Source organism: Glaciecola sp. 1036 (assembly GCF_050306235.1).
Taxonomy (GTDB): Bacteria; Pseudomonadota; Gammaproteobacteria; order Enterobacterales; family Alteromonadaceae; genus Glaciecola.
In genome coordinates this window covers 573,005-587,688 of sequence record NZ_JBLWFH010000001.1, presented here as the reverse complement: position 1 = coordinate 587,688, position 14,684 = coordinate 573,005, and the positions used below count along the sequence as shown (strand labels likewise).

The 14,684-nt window shown below is 44.4% G+C and carries 12 protein-coding genes and 3 pseudogenes; 9 read left to right on the top strand and 6 right to left on the bottom strand.

Going from position 1 to position 14,684, the window contains the following annotated elements; translation table 11 throughout:
* The first annotated feature begins 177 nt into the window (after window positions 1-177).
* Complete coding sequence (locus tag ACNKW3_RS02635) at window positions 178-357, top strand: antitermination protein NusB (RefSeq protein WP_427397696.1); 180 nt, start codon at window positions 178-180, stop codon at window positions 355-357.
* Between the two features lie 93 nt (window positions 358-450).
* Entirely contained in the window at window positions 451-969 is a 519-nt protein-coding gene (locus ACNKW3_RS02630) for a flavodoxin family protein (protein WP_427397695.1), read from the top strand.
* 427 nt (window positions 970-1,396) lie between these two features.
* Here ACNKW3_RS02630 and ACNKW3_RS02625 read toward each other — a convergent pair whose 3' ends face one another.
* Window positions 1,397-1,816 (bottom strand): MarR family winged helix-turn-helix transcriptional regulator, encoded by a 420-nt coding sequence (locus ACNKW3_RS02625; protein ID WP_427397694.1) that lies wholly within the window; start codon window positions 1,814-1,816, stop codon window positions 1,397-1,399.
* A 184-nt stretch (window positions 1,817-2,000) separates the two neighbouring features.
* Between ACNKW3_RS02625 and ACNKW3_RS02620 the strand changes: the two genes are divergently transcribed.
* Together ACNKW3_RS02620 and ACNKW3_RS02615 are read left to right on the top strand one after the other, a co-directional pair.
* Window positions 2,001-2,453 (top strand): DUF1772 domain-containing protein, encoded by a 453-nt coding sequence (locus tag ACNKW3_RS02620; RefSeq protein WP_427397693.1) that lies wholly within the window; start codon window positions 2,001-2,003, stop codon window positions 2,451-2,453.
* Between the two features lie 927 nt (window positions 2,454-3,380).
* Window positions 3,381-3,575 (top strand): helix-turn-helix transcriptional regulator, encoded by a 195-nt coding sequence (locus ACNKW3_RS02615; RefSeq protein ID WP_000127614.1) that lies wholly within the window; start codon window positions 3,381-3,383, stop codon window positions 3,573-3,575.
* Between the two features lie 16 nt (window positions 3,576-3,591).
* Here ACNKW3_RS02615 and ACNKW3_RS02610 read toward each other — a convergent pair whose 3' ends face one another.
* Both ACNKW3_RS02610 and ACNKW3_RS02605 read right to left on the bottom strand, forming a co-directional pair.
* A complete protein-coding gene (locus ACNKW3_RS02610) occupies window positions 3,592-4,833 on the bottom strand; it encodes a tyrosine-type recombinase/integrase (protein ID WP_008305558.1) in 1,242 nt (413 codons plus the stop codon).
* Between the two features lies 1 nt (window position 4,834).
* Window positions 4,835-4,981: a hypothetical protein gene (locus ACNKW3_RS02605; RefSeq protein ID WP_427397692.1), complete on the bottom strand. Its 147-nt coding sequence runs from the start codon at window positions 4,979-4,981 to the stop codon at window positions 4,835-4,837.
* Window positions 4,982-4,986: 5 nt separating this feature from the next.
* Here ACNKW3_RS02605 and traN point away from each other — a divergent pair.
* The 5 genes and pseudogenes from traN to ACNKW3_RS02580 form a co-directional block, all read left to right on the top strand.
* Window positions 4,987-8,226: pseudogene (gene traN, locus ACNKW3_RS02600) on the top strand (conjugal transfer protein TraN); the annotation flags it as partial.
* A 260-nt stretch (window positions 8,227-8,486) separates the two neighbouring features.
* Window positions 8,487-8,774: pseudogene (locus tag ACNKW3_RS02595) on the top strand (transposase); the annotation flags it as partial.
* Between the two features lie 430 nt (window positions 8,775-9,204).
* Window positions 9,205-11,193 carry an oleate hydratase gene (locus ACNKW3_RS02590; protein WP_427397691.1) on the top strand — a complete coding sequence of 663 codons (1,989 nt, stop codon included), beginning with the start codon at window positions 9,205-9,207 and terminating at the stop codon, window positions 11,191-11,193.
* Between the two features lie 52 nt (window positions 11,194-11,245).
* Window positions 11,246-11,431: pseudogene (locus ACNKW3_RS02585) on the top strand (TetR family transcriptional regulator); the annotation flags it as partial.
* A gap of 48 nt (window positions 11,432-11,479) precedes the next feature.
* Window positions 11,480-11,869 carry a hypothetical protein gene (locus tag ACNKW3_RS02580; RefSeq protein WP_427397712.1) on the top strand — a complete coding sequence of 130 codons (390 nt, stop codon included), beginning with the start codon at window positions 11,480-11,482 and terminating at the stop codon, window positions 11,867-11,869.
* A 198-nt stretch (window positions 11,870-12,067) separates the two neighbouring features.
* Here ACNKW3_RS02580 and ACNKW3_RS02575 read toward each other — a convergent pair whose 3' ends face one another.
* From ACNKW3_RS02575 to ACNKW3_RS02565, 3 genes are all read right to left on the bottom strand, one after another.
* On the bottom strand, window positions 12,068-13,378 hold the full coding sequence (locus tag ACNKW3_RS02575) for a type II toxin-antitoxin system HipA family toxin (protein WP_427397690.1): 1,311 nt from the start codon (window positions 13,376-13,378) through the stop codon (window positions 12,068-12,070).
* Window positions 13,378-13,701, bottom strand: coding sequence for a helix-turn-helix transcriptional regulator (locus tag ACNKW3_RS02570; RefSeq protein WP_096086396.1), 324 nt, complete (start codon window positions 13,699-13,701; stop codon window positions 13,378-13,380). Before ACNKW3_RS02570 ends, ACNKW3_RS02575 begins: the two co-directional genes overlap by 1 nt.
* Before the next feature lie 211 nt (window positions 13,702-13,912).
* On the bottom strand, window positions 13,913-14,515 hold the full coding sequence (locus ACNKW3_RS02565; protein ID WP_427397689.1) for a hypothetical protein: 603 nt from the start codon (window positions 14,513-14,515) through the stop codon (window positions 13,913-13,915).
* Window positions 14,516-14,684 lie beyond the last annotated feature (169 nt).

The following is a 14,684-nucleotide window of genomic DNA, read 5'->3' as shown; positions in this document are numbered from 1 at the left end:
TAATTATGGCACTGGCTTTCAGCTAACCCACGAAAATGCGGAGGCTAGCATTTCACAGGGAGTCATTGTGTCTATGCGCCAGCTGAGTAATGTTTATTTTTAGTATGATAGTCTAGTATTCTTTAATTGCTTCAGACGGCTAATTTTAAGTATTGTATATTTTATAAGGAAGTATCCATGTCACAGGAAGTTTTAGATACCGGCCCTTTTTTTGTTGGGTGGGGTACATTAGCTCTTATTAATGCTGGGTTAGCACAATCCAAAAACCGAGGTGGCCTCATATGGTTTTTCATTTCTCTTTTGCTCGGCCCGTTGGCTACTTTATTGTTGGTAGTATTACCTAAAGCCGGTAACTAGTTACTATGTACTTTTTAAAATTAACGCATGGCGAACAAATAAAGTCACGCGTTATCGGCTCTTATTTAAAAGTTATGCGATAAGGAAATCGATTTGAATTTTTTAGTTGTTTTGGCTAGTTCGAGGTCTAATGGAAATACTGCAAAATTAGCCCAAGTAATAGCTGAAAATCTTGAGGCTAAAATCGTAGATCTTCAGGAACTATCAATTTCTTATTTTGATTACGAACATGCCAATATCACTGATGACTTCATACCTTTAATTGAAAGAATCTTATTATCGGACTTTGTTGTTTTCGCAACGCCGGTATATTGGTATTCAATGTCGGCCCAGCTTAAAACCTTCTTTGATAGGTTCACCGATCTGCTGACAGTAAATAAAGAACTTGGCCGTAAACTGCGGGGTAAGCCAATTTCTGTAATCGCCACAGGAACAGATGCAGAATTGCCTTCTAGTTTTACAAGTCAATTTGAACTAATTGCTGGTTACCTTGGATTGGATTATCATGAGCCACTGTACTGTTGTTGCGCTAATGATTTTAAACACCATCAACACTTGCAAGCAATTCAAAGTTATCTTGGAAATATAACAGAACAACCCGATCGGGACTAACACAATGCCTTACAGGCGTTCAGCTGCCCATTTTAAATGTTCTTCAAAGAAACTGAGTCTAAACTTCCTCTAAATTCCATTGTTTTTATTTAATTTCTCAGTGTCTGCTTACCGAAGAGGTGACTTTACAATAATCTGATTTTCAAAATTTTCCTGAACGGCCACAATTGAGCTCAATGTTTTTAGGAGACTACCGCCTACGCGGTAGTGACGGGTAGAAAGTTGTCTTCAGGAGACTACCGCCTACGCGGTAGTGACGGGTGAAAGTTGTCTTCAGGAGACTACCGCTTTCGCGGTAGTGACGTGCTGAAAGTTGTCTTTAAAAGCCTGCCGACTACGCGATAGTGTGGGGCAAAAGTTTCCCTTTTAGAGAACGCGACTTTTGCCCGGTCAGCCTAAAGTCTACGCTGTGCTCTCGCTTAAAATATCAGATATTGGTTAGCAAATTTAATAGACTCGACGTTTGCTTATCAGTTAAATTTTTTAACAGGGTTTCAGCTTTTTTCTCAAAAGTGACAGTGGCGTTTTTAAGCAAAGATTCCCCCGTAGAAGTTAGTTTAACCAAACTCACTCGGGCATCTCTTTCATTTGCTTGTTTCTCAACCAATCCAATTTTTTCCATCGGCATGAGTAGCCGGGTAATGCCAGATGCAGTTCTTGATAGCGCTTCTGCAATATCGATGCGTCGCAATGATTGATTTGGCGCTTCTGATAAGCTTAGAAGCACCATGTACTCTGTTAGCCCTATTCCATGTACAGCTCCAAGGCTGTTATCCAAATGTTTTGATATTACGCCAGTACTTGTCCATAAAGTACGTACAATGGCGCTTTGATTTGTCGTAGACATAAATAACCTTAAACTTAAAATATACTTGATTGGTCAAGTATATGTTGAATTTAATTTTAATCAAGTAATTTTTTTAACCATTAAAAAATGCACGTTCAGTCAAGTAGCTTGAAATTTCTGCAAAGTTTGTGTTTTCAACATTTATTAAGCTCGGCATTCCTAAGTAATTAACCGGTGCAACATAATGTTTCAACAAATGCTTTTACTTTTTACGCTAGTTAGTAGTGGCTTAATGGCAGGGGTTTACTTTGTGTTTTCTAGTTTTATGATGAAAAGTTTGGCTCTATTACCAGATCATACCGCAGTAGTCTGTATGAACTGTATTAATAGAGTCATCCTAAAATCTTTGTTTATGCCCATCTTTTTTGCTTCCACCTTAAGTAGTTTGATGCTAGTTTTTCTTACAAACGACCTTTACGTAAGAATCGCTGGGTTAATATACTTTTTTGGAATGTTTGCCTGCACTGCGGTCAAAAATGTACCGCTTAATAATGCCCTAAGAGATGCACCAAAAGAGCAACTAGCGGCAATGTGGACAACTTATTTGACTGTTTGGACTCGCTGGAATCATATTAGAACCATCAGCTGTTTATTTTGTTTCATGTTACTTCTGTATAGGATTTCGACGCCCATATGACTGTAATTTGAGCTGCATAATTCCGAGTATTTAGTCGCGCTAGAGGCAATTTTTATTGCATGCAAATGACAAAAAAGCAATTCCAGACGTGCCTTTGGCGCGCTTAACTGTATAATACGCACAAAATTAATAATGCTTACTTCTGCTTGCTTTCTAAAAAGACGAGAAAGGTCTTTTAAAATCTCATTATTTCAAAAGCTTAGCTGGTAAGTTTTATTAGTAATCTATTTTGACGTATTGGGATTGTAGCTACATGGCAAACGCCAATTATTTAAAAGAAATTAATAAGCGAAGAACTTTCGCTATTATCTCGCACCCGGATGCCGCCCAGCCTTTCAACGCTTAAAACCACCTTTCATTGCACACCACAATCACATCTCTACGTACTGAATTTAAAGGCTTTTTGTCTTTTTCTCGTTTCTTTGCTTTTCAATGATGTTCAAGCGTAACCTCGGAAAGTGTGTACAAACTTGAGTACAAATTCCGTTTTAGAGGCCTTTGGCGAAATTTCCATGACACAAATCTGGCTGTAGGCCTTGCTGTTACTGGTTTTGATGAAGAAAGTACCTCCTGCTTTTGGCACTTTGGTTTCGACATTACAAAAGCGGAATAAATGCGATCATCTCTAGTTTTTTGTTTATAAGCTTATGAATTTAAAGGGTTCGTCATTGTGGTTTTTGGTGTGTCATCGTTGCGAGTGTACAAACAGTGTGTACAAATTTTTCTCGTTAGGCGTGTTGATTGCTATTCATGACACAAACCGCCTTGTAGCCCTTGTTATTCATAGGTTTGAGCTGAAAAGTACCTAATAGCAACATTTGTGTTTTGATAAGGCTGATCTTCTGAACAAATCATGCATCTTTCTGACCATCAACAAGTGATGAATCAGGCGATGATAGCTTTACATTGATTTTCAGGAGAATGCAGATGACAGCAGTAGCTCACCAAGTAACCCCTTTTCTAACGTCTTACGAAGTGATGGCTCGTTACCACATTAGCTATACGACGCTTTGGCGAAGAATAAAAGATGGCAGCTTGCCGCAACCTCGTATCAACCGAAATACACGAAACAAGCTGTGGCACATTGAAGACCTAGAAGAGTATGAAAAGAAAGAGGACTGAGCCTCTTTCTTTTATTTTATTGTCCGAAACGCCAGTTGAATGGAAAGCCTGTCGGCTCGATGATGGTCTCTAGCTGTTGATACCAAACGTCGTAAGCATGACGCATTTCATCCAGGTACTGATATTGGTTGTAGATAGCATCCAACCCTTTTTTGCTGTGGCCAATCATCAACTCGGCAACTTCTTGCGTCGTGATGGCAGACATTCGCGTTCGCATCGTTCTGCGAAGATCATGCATAGACCAGTGTTCCATCTCAATACCGAGCGATCTGCGAGCCCAGATTTTCACATTGTTAGGAATAGTGGTATCAAAGCCATTTGTGGCAAGCTCTTCTTGTCCGTTCGCGGGAAACAAGTAAGTTGATTTGCTCATCTGCATCGCCAGTTCAATCAGCTCGATAGCAGGCCTAATCAATGGCCGCATGATCGGCGCTCCAATTTTCTCACCTTGTTTGCGGATCTCTATGGGCACTGTCCACATTGCAGATTGCAAGTCAAAGTGATGCTTTTCAGCTTGAATGAGTTCGCCCTTGCGCCCTCCCAATAAGAGAAGCAGTTTTATGTAGATGCGATTCTTCTCAGTGATTTTTGACTCGTGCAAATAGCGCCAAAGTATCCTGATCTCGTTGTCATTTAGCACCCGAGTTCGTTTTCCTTTTTTACCGCCAACCTTTTTTGCTGTGATCCCAGCGGCAGCGTTAATTTCCAAAATTTGTTCATCAATCAGCCAGTCATAAAACTTGTGCAGCACAGACACCAGACGTTCTGTGTTTGAAGGGGACGACTCCGAAACCTCACGAAGACAATTTCGCAAGGACAATTCATTGATGTCAGTTAATGGGTACTTGCCAAGTCGGGGCAGCAAGTATATTTCACTGCTGCGTTTTTGGTAGTGCCACGTTTTCTCCTTTAGTCCTTGCTTACCGGCAGAGTCTATCCAGTCTCGAAAAATCGATTCGAAGCTTTGATTAGCAGAATACTTAGCCCGTTCCTGCTGTAGGTAGAGCTTGGGGTTTCGGCCTTGATCAAGTACTGCCCTTAACCTATCCAGCTCATTCCTGGCTTCAGCAAGCTTCATAAGGGGGTAAGTACCTATGTCTACCCGCTGTTGCTTGCCATCGAACCGATAACGAAACTGAAAAACAATTTTGCCCTTGGGCGATACCCGAGCACTTAGCCCATCTCGGTCGGCTTTTACTACGGTTTCTTTTGCTTCTTTATTTAACCTGGCATCGAGCCAGCTAACTGATAACGCCATGTTATAAGCCCAGCCCTAGTTTTGATTTTAATGATTGTTTACGTGTTTCTGCTTTGGGTTCTGGCGCTGTACTCATAGACGTAACGTCACCATCTGGTGCAAGGCCATCCACCGGTACAGATGTCGTGGATAGATTGGGTTGGCTCATGTGAATTAACCCAAAGCTTCCCCGGCTGTGAGTCTCAAGGTGAAGGCAGCCCAAATTACCAGCAATGTGACAGGCTCAATACAGCGGTTAACAGCTGCACTATTACTCACGATTACACGGCAGGCATCATTGAGCATGTTTCAGGGCCGATGAACCTTCGCTCTTGTGGTGAGGGGTGTCTTGAAGTTTGGATAGGACGAATTGGCGACAACTACTGGAGTGGCCGTTGTAAGGTGTTTGAACAGGCCATCACACTCAAAGTCGTGAATCCCGATGCGATTACCTCAGCCGTTCTTGAGTACGCCAAATGGGATGACTACATGCAAGTGTGGCTTGGCGATCAGAAAGTCTGGTCTGGGCCGAACAATAACTTTCCACCAGAAACGGCAGGTCGCTGCGAGCTCAGTACCAGCTGGGAGCGCAATCCAAATACCGATCTCACTGCCAAGCTAAAAGCGGTAGAACCAGGTTTAGAAGTGCCGGTAAAAATTCGCGTATCGGTTACGGGCAGTGGTGAGGGGTATGCACGCATCAAGGTGCGTTTTGATCCAACCAAGGTGGTGATGAATGATAGTTGGTCACCACAGTCCTGTATCGAACAAGCAGCGGATATCCCGACGAAGTTTTCAGACTACAGCATTCAATGCACGGATCAGCCGTCTTCAACCAACGGATGTACGGTGGTCAATGGTGTTTCAGTTTGTGAATCCTACTTTGCACCAAGCCCAGTTGCTGGCATATCGCCTTTGTGTCGGCGTGTACAAGTCAGTGTGGATGACGAAAGCTATAAGGGGATTGAAAATCAGGCCTGCCAAGTGCTTGAAGCGAATCCTTCCTGTGGATTCATGTCGTCAGTATGTGCCGAAACCAATGATAAAGGTGAATGCATTCGTTTTACCGATACCTATGACTGTGGTTTGCAAACCAGCGATCCAAAGTGTGTGGTATCCAACCTTATGCCAAATAGTTTTGAGGCCTGTGAGCCTACTCAGACGATTACGCCATTTACTGAAACCAAGCATGTACCGGATTACCAGGTATGCGAGAAGATCAGCACGCTTACTCAGTGTCAGTTAGAGCGACGTGTATCCGCTGAAACCCATCAACAAAGCTGGTCCATTGAGCGCGGTTGCTTTAGCTCTGAAACGCTCAGCTTTGTTCCACAGCACAGCAGCACCATGCAAACTGGAAACGCGACGCTGAGAGTGTTTGATAATCAAAATACTGAGATAAAAATCACCGAGTCGCCGTCCAAGGCAAATGGCTGGAAAACGACACTCTCACTGACGGGCAATAAGGAAACGGTGACTGAGACGAAACCGTCCATTAAATACCCTGAAATGACCTGTCCAAAAGGAACCTTGGTTGGTTCATTGTGTAAAGTCGTCAATGGGTCGATTATTTCGTGGCATGAACCTCAGGAAGTCACTCGTTCCAGATGTGAATCCGGCTGGAATAAAGTCGATTTCGATACTTGCAGCCGAGAAGTTCAGAAGTGTTTGGCTCCTGCGAAACTGAGAGCTTCATTGACCTTCTCCGGCAAGTACTTAGAGCAGGACGTTGTTCATCAATCAAGTGATCCGGGCATAGACCAATGCTTGATGCAAACAGATCAGTTCACTGCGGTGCAGTGGCAGTGTTTGGATACGGGCACAAAACGAATCGATGGGTTAACGGTTGGTAGTGGCGAGTTGGCCAAACTTGGAAGCCTTTATCCGGCGGTAGTTTCGTCTCCTGCTCATTTAACCAGTCGCGGCAGTTCTGATGGACTGGGGCTCTCATGCTGGAGGGCAAGAGCGACCTACAATGCTTCGACTGCTCATCCAGAGTTCAACATGGGCAGCTCAGATAGCTGGGTAGATGCCAATGGTAATACACAAACCATCGTCAATAACGGACAAAACACGACCACCAATACGTGTGCCGCGCTAGAGCAAAACCCTGCCTGCCAGTATGTCAGAACCGAATGCACTGAAGGCGGGGCTGGTCATGAAGGCTTCTGTTATATCCAAAGTTTGGTGTATGACTGCGGACAAAGCGTTGAAGTGCAAAATGCTCGAATGGAAACTCAATACAACTGTGAGGGGCCAGTTCGCTGTATGGGCACAGATTGTTTAGAGCCAGAGTCAATCAAGCAGGCTAACTTTGCAGAAGCAGCTGCGATGCTTAATGCGGCGCAGTTTATGACCAATGATATGTCATGCACGGGCGCTGATGGCCAAGATAACGTCGAGTGTACGGTCTTTAAAGGTAATGCTGGCCAGTGCAAAAAAGCCGTTGGCGGCATAGTGGATTGCTGTGAAAAGCCAAGTGGCGTGTCGTTATCGGACTACATCACGATGATAGTGGCGGTCAACAAGCTTGATACGGCAGTCATGGCCATGAATCCGTCTTCGGCAATCTATGGTTCGTGGAATACGCTCAGGGAACCGATAACGAGTACCTGGAGTGCGGTTAAAGAGCCTTTTGTGTCTGCATGGGACTCTCTCATGGGGGCTGGGCCATCAACGGCTGCTGGCGCGGGAGCGGAGCAAGCTGCGACTGGCTTTATGCAGGTGTTGACCAACAAAACGGCTGAATGGGTAGGTACGACCTTTGGTTCGGGGGCGCAATCGGCACTGTTTAGCAACGTTGGTGGCGCGGTTGGAGCCGATGGTGTCGTTTCGGGCGGTAACTTTGCCCTGGGGGGCGCTGCGGGCGCGGTTCTGAGTACGGTTATGACGGCCTACATGATTTATTCGGTCACCATGATCCTCATTCAACTTATCTGGAAATGTGAGCAGAGTGAGTTTGAGATGAACGCTAAGCGGGTATTGAAGAGTTGCCACTATGTAGGTTCTTACTGCAAGTCTAGGTTCTTAGGTGCCTGTGTTGAAAAACGGCAGTCATATTGCTGCTTTACTTCGCCACTTTCACGGATCATTCAAGAACAAGTACGTCCTCAATTGGGTCTTGGTTGGGGCAGTGCCAAGTCACCAAACTGTGAAGGTTTGACCGCGAGTCAGTTAAACCAGGTAGATTGGAGCCAAGTCAATCTGGATGAATGGATAGGCATCTTGTCGATCACGGGCAACCTACCTGAAATACCGTCACTGGATCTGGAAAGACTCACTGGCTCAGGAAGTACGCTAAACGTTGATGGAAACCGTCAAAGTGCCGCAGACAGAGCCATTGAGCGGCTAAACGGAATGGATGCCCAGAAACTGCGTCAGGAGGCGACGGAAGAAATTTCGGGGAATAATTGATTCAGATAATTCACCATAACCGTGTGTGCTAAATTGTTGTTTGGCTCGGGATGGCCTGAAATTGGTTAATGGCATTTAACTTACCACCTCTTTGCAGTCGCTCTTTACCACTAATTTCAAAGCGTCTTACCACTCGTTGCAGTCAACTTACCACTAAAAACGAAATGCTCTTGATGCTAATGGCATGACAATAATCAATCGGTCCCTTTATCAGATAGCATCACAATAAAACTACTACTGTAAAAAGCTATGAGCGGGGTTATCTTGGCCTTGTTCCGAAAGAACGTAGCAGTGGTGGCAAAGTCCGGCTTTTAGGGAGCACAAAACGGGGAGACTCCTATTTACGTGGGTTGTTGATCCATGGTGCCAGAGCTGTGGTTTATAGGGTAAAAGAGTTGCCATCGGAACGATGTGATAAGTTACAGATTTGGTTGAAAAAAATTATCAGCCAAAGTGGCATTAACAAAGCCATTGTCGCTTTAGCGAACAAAAATGCCCGGATGGCATGGGCGATAGTTAAAACAGGAGAGTCATATAAAGCCGTGTGAAAATTTACTTAAGTTGTTAATGTAAGTTGATGTTCTGACAGGTAGAACCGACTTCCCGAAAACCTGGTAAATAACTTGGCTGAAAAAGCCATGGAACTAATGAGGACGGGAAGTGCGGATTTTCATCAGGGCTCATTGAAGCCGAATATATGCTTGCAACTATTCTGTCAGTTGTCACTTATCGGAGTCAAAAAGGTTGACGCCATGAGGTGTCCATATAAGTTATTTAGAGTGTGTGTTCAATTATAGTTCTTATGAGGGGGATCGGATCAATTACACTGAACTTGCGCAATATTGATCTACGACAAGCCAACTTTAAATATCAGTCGAAATTCAAATATCAATTGATATCCAGAAATTATATGCTACTCTTAAATTCAAGGTGTTTAGACATTCAGTCTAAAATCATTATAAAAAAAGGAGATAGCTCATGGCCAACCCAAATATTCCAGGCTTCGAGATTAGAAAAACTGCACCCGAGGGATTCGAGCACGAACCCGACGCAACTTCCGGTTACTGGCATCATCGACCACCAAACACGTTGCCACCGCATGATTTCATCGGCCCCTATGCAAGACATCGCCCCTTACCTACCCCGGGCGTGGAAAAACGAAAAGCCTATATCGTTGGTGGTGGTATTGGTGGTCTGGCCGCTGCCTTTTACTTAATCCGGGATGCACATATGCCGCCAGAAAACATCACTATTCTGGAAGAAATGGCGGTCGAAGGTGGCTCCATGGACGGTTCTGGTAACCCGGAAGACGGGTATATCGTTCGTGGAGGCCGTGAAATGAACTGGAACTACGACACTCTGTGGGATATGTTTCAGGACGTACCCGCGGTCGAATTGCCTGAAGGATATTCAGTCCTCGATGAGTATCGCATGGTCAACGACAACGACCCGAATTATTCTAAAGCCAGATTAATGCATAACTGCGGAGAGATCATGGATTTCACCGACTTCGGTCTCTCGAAATCCCAGCAGCGTGAAATGATACGACTGCTCCTTAAACGCAAAGAAGAGCTCGATGATATCACCATTGAGGAATACTTCAGCACAGGCTTTCTTGAAAGTAATTTTTGGTCACTTTTCCGCAGTATGTTTGCCTTTAAGAACTGTCATAGCTTATTAGAAACTAAGCTCTACATGCATCGTTTCCTCGATTCCATTGACGGATTTGGTGACATGTCTGTTCTTGTCTTCCCGAAATACAATCAGTTCGATACTTTCATTAAACCGTTAGCTAATATGCTACGCGACCAAGGGGTGAAGTTTCAGCTTGAAACTCGCGTATATGACCTCGAGATGACGGAGTCTAGCGACAAAAAAACAGTTACGGGTATACTCTGTGCCGTAGCAGGCGAAGAGCAACGCATTGACGTGGCGGATGGCGACCTGGTCTTTGCACTCACCGGGTCAATGACAGAAAACACCGCCTATGGTGACATGAATACGGTGCCAGATTTGAAGGTAGACCGTCATGATCCAGGCGAGAACAGCGGTTGGAGCCTCTGGAAAAATCTTGCCGAAAAATCCCCCGTATTTGGTAAACCAGAGAAGTTTTACGGTGACGTTGATCAATCGATATGGGAATCCGCAACGCTAACCTGTAAATCCTCTCCTCTGGTGGATAAATTGACGGAGCTTTCGGTCAACGATCCTTATTCAGGGCGAACAGTGACAGGTGGGATCATCACCTTCACCGATTCTAATTGGTTTCTAAGTGTCACCATCAACCGTCAGCCACATTTCCCGGGCCAACCTGAAGATACGTTGGTAGTTTGGGTATATGGCCTGCTGATGGACAAAGACGGAAATTTTGTGAAAAAACCTATGCCGCAATGCACTGGTAAAGAGATTCTCGCAGAACTCTGCCATCATCTCGGCATAGAAGACGAATTGGAAGAAGTTGCGGCCAGAACAAAAGTCCGCACCGCCCTCATGCCTTACATTACCGCTCAATTTATGAAACGTGCGGCAGGAGACCGACCTCAGCCAGTACCTGAAGGGTGTACCAATCTAGGTCTAGTTGGGCAGTTCGTTGAGACTAGAAACGACATTATTTTTACTATGGAAACTTCCATTCGCACGGCACGGATTGGAGTCTATAAGCTACTCAACATTCCTAAACAGGTACCGGATATTAGCCCAACACAATATGACATCCGAAACATGATTAAAGGTGCAAGGGCGATGAATAATGGTAAACCCTTTATGGGCGAACGTCTGTTACACTGGTTCCTCGATAAGACTTATTTTGCTCATATCCTACCCCCCTTACCAGATTCTGAGAGCTCTAAACATGAAATGCTGGCACAGGAAGTCGGAGAGATTTTGAGTAAAGGAAGCGAGGCAGTCAAAGGGATTGGAGCTTGGATTACCAAGCTTCGCGGCAGCTTTTCTAATAACGATAAGTAAACAAAACGATAACGACGCGCCAAAACGGCGCGTCGCTTGAGAGGATTTAAAAATGACGTATACGGCTCGGCGCCTAACGAGGCGTGAACAACAAGAGCAAACCCGTGTTCGCCTAATTGACGCCGCCAATCGCATGTTCGCAGAAGGAGGAATAATTGCCGCCTCTCTGCGAAACCTCTGTGCACGTGCGGGTTTTTCTCAGGGAGCGTTTTACTCTAACTTTACAAGCAAAGACGAACTCTTGCTCTCAGTCATAGAGAGACATATCCAACAGGAAGTCTCCCTCATGCAAGAGCTAGTATCTAAATCAGATAGCGAAGGTATCGATGGAGCATTGGAACGATTGGCCTGCCGCCTGTCGGAGCTGGCGCGTGATCCACAATGGTCGCTTCTCTCCGTTGAACTGCAACTTCATTCCCGACGCGACCCGAGTTTCGCTGAGCGTAGTGAAAAAGTTAAAATGGCGAGTCTCCGAGAATTTTCCATTCTGTTGGAAAACCTGATTAATCGTCACAATCTGACCCCAGTTATGCCAGTTTTTGATCTCGCAAGAGGTCTTTACGCACTCTGGTCCGGACTAGCGTTACAAGGATCGATTAAGGAAGCGTTGCCCCGAGATCAGGTGTTCCTCTCTTTTTTACGTAACATGATCGTCACGCGTGAAAGTAGTGGATGAACAGTGAAACTATTGGTTCACATGTTTTCAATTGCTGGATGATTGATGAAACTAGTGGTCTACAGGCTTGAAGGTTGTGGTTCAGTGGAAATGCAACGAGTGGTAAGACGAAAGTGAGCTTAGTGGTAAATTAGGGTGAGTTTTTGCAAAATAAGAGGCCATCCTTTTTGCTCACAGGAATAGTTACTTTACTGCTAACTAAATATCGAGCCGCAAGTTTTCTTGTATTTCATCTATCAGTGTTTTTGGCACATCCCATTCCCCAGCAAGCTGACGCCAAGTTGATACGTGCTCAATCGTTGCATCAATAATATCGTCGATCTTTTTCTTGTTAAAAACAGGGCTAAGTTTCTCTAAACTATAGAAATCACTTCGTGCAAAGTTATCTCTTTTACCATTCAAGCTCATCCAATGGCTGTTCACCCATTTACTGCCAGGTTTATAGCTATAAGCTAAATCATAAGCTGGTGCGAGAGACCATTTGTCTTTTTTCAGAATAAAGGCAAAGTTCTTTGAGTGGTCGTCATGATTTCGAGCAATGATATTGAACGTCATGCGCTTGAATAGCTGCTCAGCTTCAACAGCAGAAAGCTTCAATTGTCTGGCAATGCCAAATAACTCTGCGTAAGAAAATGCCCCCGGCTTTTTATAATCAACGTGGGCAAGCCCGTTTAGCGTTTGTACGTGTACCTTGTTGTTTTTAATTCGATCAAACCGTTGTGTAATAAAGTGGCGTCGGTTGCCTTCTTGGAGTAAGCGGCATGGCATCATATCGACACCGCATTTGTTTGCCATTAGATGATAAACAAACTCCATTGCTCCATAGCCTAATGGGTCACCGAAGGTTTCTTGATTTTTGTTATGTTCACTAACACCGTCAAATTTCATCAAATAATGAGTAAAACCACTTGGCACTTTGGCTTGGCCGGAGCGAACTTGAGTGAAATCTTCATTAAATGCTAATACGGCTTTCGGTCGTGCTCCTCCCGCACTCATGCCAACTGATAATAAAGACAGCATTGCCTCTCTATCGTCTTGGCCATTTTGTTTGAGTTCTACTTCAAAATTACCTCGTGAATCTAAGATTTCTTGTGCAATAGAAACGAGCGATTGGATTTCTACTTGTTGTGAAGCATTTAAGCTTCGTAACTTTTTAGCTGGCGCATACTCAAGAGCTCCCATGCCTCGCTTTCCCGTATATTGGAGGCGTTGCAGTGGTGTAATGTCACCCGGTGAACGACCTTGACCTGCAACCCATGCGTTGAGAACTGCGTTACCAAAATCATCAGGTAAGGAGTCAGCTATTAAACCTGGTAGTCCTTTAAAGGTATTGAAATCCAGTTCGGGAAAGCTATAAATGCGATTCGATAATGGCATTTTGATTGGGGACAGCTCGACACCTTTTTTTATGAATCCTGGATCATATTCAAATGATCCAAGTCCCTTTTCAGTGTCAAAACTCACTGCTCCAACAACATCGTCTTGGTATGTTATTGTAATGACTTCCATTACCATTCTGGTGCTTCCTCATCTTTGTTACTGCGCTGGCCAGAGGCTCTCTGCCTTTTCTTGCCTTGCAGTTTGGCCAGCTGTAAGGGAGAAATTTCTTGTTTAGGGAGAAAAAGATCAATCTGCTGTGTGAGGTCTAATGCCATTAATATAGCAATCATGATGTCGAGCTGAACTTTTCCCTTTTCTGCATTCAAAACCGTTTTGCGGGCAATGCCAGCAAGTTGTGCAACTTCAGATTGTGTTAGGTCTCTATTTAGTCGAGCTTGCTTCAATCTGTCGCCGATCTCTTCTGCTAATGCTGTAGCTGTCACGCCTTTCACTATAAAGTCCTACTTTGGTTACACTATGCGAGATGTTCTCAATTAATGTTCTTAATTTAGGACTTTAATGTGAGATTGTCAACTGATGGTTTTAGCGAGCCTAATTGGTTACATTAAGTGGGTTTTCATTCGTTAGAGTAACCATATGTGGACTTTATGTGCTTTATATGAAGCCCCTTCGAGAGGGGCTGTGTGATGGGAGCCTAGCTGGCTAGTTGGAGGGAGTATCTGTTTCCTCTTCACTGATATCGTCATCGGTTAAAGGCACCGCTTGTTCAACCTCTGCTTCTTTACCCTTAGCTTGGGCTGATTTCCGTGCTCGAATTTCGATATCAATAATGCGTCGTGCAAGTTTGATAATGCGCTGTTGCCATGCGTAGTTGCCATCAACACGTTGCTTGTTGCTAAGCACGCTAGACAACCAGAGTGTGTCCATTGAGATCATCAACGCATCGAGTTTGCGCACTAAGCCAACAAACTGGCCAACCTGAGGCGAGCTGATTTTGGCGTTGAAGGTAATCGGATCGGTGTAGTCAGGTACTTCATCGATACCGTTGGACTCCATCAGTTTGTCCAAACGAGCTTGTTCGTTGTCTACCGCCATAGCGCAATCCTCGATCAGCTGGCTAATGATCTGTTCCACTTCATCAATTTCGTTCTCATCGCCAATGATGCGCAGGATGACATCGATTCCGTAGAGCGCACTGACCGTCCGTCTAAAAACACGGTCAACGACACGTTGCGCCTGTAAGCTATTAATTGTGAATGATTGTTCAAAGATGGGTTTTGAGTAATTGGGTTTTGCTTGGGCCATAAGTTTGCTCCTGATATGACAATAATCAGTCCCTAGCCTAATCCTCTGTGAGGTAATGGCCTTTCAGCTAGGTGGAAGAATTGGGCATCTTTCTAACTATCCTGTCTGGATAAGACGGTTACACTGACTATCAAATATTGCTGATCTGTTTCAGTGATATCTGCGCCGA

Bases quoted from the DNA above. Each gene is read 5' to 3' on its own strand.
- ACNKW3_RS02590 (WP_427397691.1), top strand. From the start codon at position 9,205: ATGGCCAACCCAAATATTCCAGGCTTCGAGATTAGAAAAACTGCACCC.
- ACNKW3_RS02565 (WP_427397689.1), bottom strand. From the start codon at position 14,515: ATGGCCCAAGCAAAACCCAATTACTCAAAACCCATCTTTGAACAATCA.
- ACNKW3_RS02610 (WP_008305558.1), bottom strand. From the start codon at position 4,833: ATGGCGTTATCAGTTAGCTGGCTCGATGCCAGGTTAAATAAAGAAGCA.
- ACNKW3_RS02615 (WP_000127614.1), top strand. From the start codon at position 3,381: ATGACAGCAGTAGCTCACCAAGTAACCCCTTTTCTAACGTCTTACGAA.
- ACNKW3_RS02605 (WP_427397692.1), bottom strand. From the start codon at position 4,981: ATGAGCCAACCCAATCTATCCACGACATCTGTACCGGTGGATGGCCTT.
- ACNKW3_RS02635 (WP_427397696.1), top strand. From the start codon at position 178: ATGTCACAGGAAGTTTTAGATACCGGCCCTTTTTTTGTTGGGTGGGGT.
- ACNKW3_RS02580 (WP_427397712.1), top strand. From the start codon at position 11,480: ATGCAAGAGCTAGTATCTAAATCAGATAGCGAAGGTATCGATGGAGCA.
- ACNKW3_RS02620 (WP_427397693.1), top strand. From the start codon at position 2,001: ATGTTTCAACAAATGCTTTTACTTTTTACGCTAGTTAGTAGTGGCTTA.
- ACNKW3_RS02625 (WP_427397694.1), bottom strand. From the start codon at position 1,816: ATGTCTACGACAAATCAAAGCGCCATTGTACGTACTTTATGGACAAGT.
- ACNKW3_RS02575 (WP_427397690.1), bottom strand. From the start codon at position 13,378: ATGGAAGTCATTACAATAACATACCAAGACGATGTTGTTGGAGCAGTG.